Raw genomic sequence first — 2,502 nt, 5'->3', positions numbered from 1 at the left:
TGATTTTCTAATTATTTCAATATCAGGCATTTCAGCGCGAAAAATTTCTAGTGCTTTAGTTATGCTTACTTCATTTTCCATTCGCTTATTAACCCAGCCGTTTAAATCACAGGCGTTATTTTCTGCCTCAGATAATAGGTCTTCCCCTGTCCAATCAAGAAGTCCTTCCATCCAATCCATCGCCTGTTTTTTATCTCCTTTTTCCAACAGGTGATGAACTATTGCAATAGTTAAATTTAGTTTTTCCATTGTCCATGAATTAGATAATTACATTGCCAGTTTAAATTGTAATTTTTCTATTTCATTCGCTATGTCAATCACATTATTATTCATTTAAATCCCTCCGGTTTAACATTCAATATTACGAGGAGATATTAATGTCGTTCTAAATTCAGCACCCAATTTAACCATGGCATCGAAAAATTAAATCTCAGAGTTTTAATTTATTAAATTATGAATCTCTGGGTATTTGTTGGCATCAAATAGAACAATTTCCCTGCCGCCAATGCAATAAAACCCTAATCGTTTAGATGGACATTTCAGTAAATGGTATTGTGATTTTTTTAACCATATTTGTTCAGTTTCTGTTAACTCCTCTTTATTTTTTCTGTTTTCTTTACATCCCGCTTGAAACACTTCCCAATAATTCTGAATTGACATATTGATATACGTTCCATCATCGTATTTATCCAGCCCATTTTTATAGTAATGAAATTCAATAGTTATGAATTTCTCAAACGCCTCTCTGCGTGAATCTGAATTAGTCATTATCATCACCTATATATTTTATTTTTCCTGTTAATATTCCATCAATCAGCGTGCGCATTTCCCAACGTTTCATTTAAACTCCCTGCATATATTCGCTGCTTTCTCACACATATCAGTATCAAACCAACCGAAATGACATTTACTGGAACTGACTCCCAGCCGCCATGCCAGCCATCGGTAGGCATCCGTGCGCTCCCAGTTCCTGAATTTCCGCATCCGATCAAAAACCTGTTTGCTTTTCTTTCTCGCTTCCCGTGTCGGTTTATCTGCCAGATAATGGCGAGCAAAAACAGGCAATTTTGTTTTGTCGATGATCGCCATCTAGGCCGCAAACTCAGTCGGTGTTATCCCAGAGGGCGCGCGTATAGCAAACTGGAGCGTTTGTAATACAAAGCGAGTAAATGCAAGCCGATTGACTATCCGACCGAGAAGTTACGGGCATTGGTAACCCCACAAGAAGGACTTTTGAGATGAAAGGAACGACATTTCCAGTATTGATGTCTGCCTACGACGCTCAAGGAAGCTCTCTGGCATTGAAATATATCAACAATAATGCGAGAAACCTTTGTGGGAATACAGATTCTGTTTTAGCTGAGGTTTGTTTTTACAGGCAAAAACAGTACCCAAGAGGCAAAGCGATTCATAAGTTGGCTGCGTGCGCGTGGCGTTGTTATTGATATCAAAAATGGTGTTGGTGAGGTGGTGGTGCTATCAAAGCCCATCACTGACGAGGAAACACACGAATATTTTGTTGGCCACTGGCTAGGTCGTGACGAGAGCGGAGAGCGTGAGAAAACTAGAGATATGGATAAAGAGCGAATGCTCTATGCATAGTGCTAGAAGTGATTATTCTTAACTTCATCCAATGGAGTAAGTTATAAACACCCCTAACGAGGCTTTTGTAATTCTTCTCACATTTTTTGATATTGCTGATAAAATAATCAATAACGCTTAAAATTATCTCAGTGATTAAATGTGAGAAATGTTTAATATCGGGTGGTGTTATGGAAATTAAAGAGAAAATAGCGACAGCATTTTGCACTCTTGAATTAAATAAGAACGTCAACCCTGATTTATTGGTACCAATAATCACAAAAGTAGTAAGCAGTTTTCCAGACACTCAACGCTTAGATGTGATAGTGAGTCTAATAGGATTAAGTAAAAAGCAATCCTATCGGCTATTTATAGATATTCTCCATAATGGAGAAAGTTGCGTAAAATTTCATGAAAATCCTTATGGTGGTGAAGGAGAAGAATTCACTGTTGTAAACATCAGATTACCGGAGAATCAAGTTACTGCTAGCTTTAATGCTGTATTTGACCAGATAAAGATCCCTGAACCTGGCATTTATGAAATAAAGGTGAAATTAAGCAATAAAGAAAAACAAGTGATTGATGAGAACTCCTACTATTTTGATGTCTTAGATAAAAAGGATTACAAAAAATGGCAACGCAGAAACAGTTAACACTTGTCAGAAATGATATTATGACTGCCATTGCAGGCAATGGTCATGTATTAAATAGTTAGATTGAATATCAAAAATAGTACTCACGCTCAATAAAAGTTCCTATCACCTTATCGTGCATTTCTTCGGATTTTGAATAACTGATAGTTTTTCTATTCAGTCTTTTTATTCGAGTACGCTGAGTTAAATTCGTTCTCTCTATACGCTGAGTAAACGTCTTTCCAGTCAGGTGATCTTCCTCGGGAAGGTTATCATAAACAACATAATC

Annotated in this window: 6 protein-coding genes; 2 read left to right on the top strand and 4 right to left on the bottom strand. The window is 37.0% G+C overall.

Translation table 11 applies throughout. The annotated features are described in order from the left end of the window. From Xhom_RS24570 to Xhom_RS24560, 3 genes are all read right to left on the bottom strand, one after another. A partial coding sequence (locus Xhom_RS24570) for a hypothetical protein (RefSeq protein WP_145957515.1) occupies positions 1-249 on the bottom strand: 249 nt, incomplete at its 3' end. 189 nt (positions 250-438) lie between these two features. Then, the gene (locus tag Xhom_RS24565; protein ID WP_069315030.1) at positions 439-768 is read right to left on the bottom strand and encodes a hypothetical protein; all 330 of its coding nucleotides are present in this window, start codon (positions 766-768) and stop codon (positions 439-441) included. 69 nt (positions 769-837) lie between these two features. Further along, positions 838-1,089: a zinc-finger-containing protein gene (locus Xhom_RS24560; RefSeq protein WP_069315031.1), complete on the bottom strand. Its 252-nt coding sequence runs from the start codon at positions 1,087-1,089 to the stop codon at positions 838-840. A 381-nt stretch (positions 1,090-1,470) separates the two neighbouring features. Between Xhom_RS24560 and Xhom_RS41225 the strand changes: the two genes are divergently transcribed. Both Xhom_RS41225 and Xhom_RS24550 read left to right on the top strand, forming a co-directional pair. Then, complete coding sequence (locus Xhom_RS41225) at positions 1,471-1,602, top strand: NinB/YbcN family protein (protein WP_274540181.1); 132 nt, start codon at positions 1,471-1,473, stop codon at positions 1,600-1,602. 170 nt (positions 1,603-1,772) lie between these two features. Then, positions 1,773-2,234: a hypothetical protein gene (locus Xhom_RS24550; RefSeq protein ID WP_069315032.1), complete on the top strand. Its 462-nt coding sequence runs from the start codon at positions 1,773-1,775 to the stop codon at positions 2,232-2,234. Between the two features lie 70 nt (positions 2,235-2,304). Here the strand turns inward: Xhom_RS24550 and Xhom_RS24545 are convergent. Further along, positions 2,305-2,502: IS1 family transposase (locus Xhom_RS24545; RefSeq protein ID WP_244590771.1), on the bottom strand; the 198-nt coding region annotated here is incomplete at its 5' end.

This window comes from Xenorhabdus hominickii (assembly GCF_002632725.1).
In the GTDB taxonomy this organism is placed as follows: domain Bacteria; phylum Pseudomonadota; class Gammaproteobacteria; order Enterobacterales; family Enterobacteriaceae; genus Xenorhabdus; species Xenorhabdus hominickii.
This window is presented reverse-complemented; position numbering and strand designations above follow the sequence as displayed.

Bases quoted from the DNA above. Each gene is read 5' to 3' on its own strand.
- Xhom_RS24565 (WP_069315030.1), bottom strand. From the start codon at position 768: ATGACTAATTCAGATTCACGCAGAGAGGCGTTTGAGAAATTCATAACT.
- Xhom_RS24560 (WP_069315031.1), bottom strand. From the start codon at position 1,089: ATGGCGATCATCGACAAAACAAAATTGCCTGTTTTTGCTCGCCATTAT.
- Xhom_RS24550 (WP_069315032.1), top strand. From the start codon at position 1,773: ATGGAAATTAAAGAGAAAATAGCGACAGCATTTTGCACTCTTGAATTA.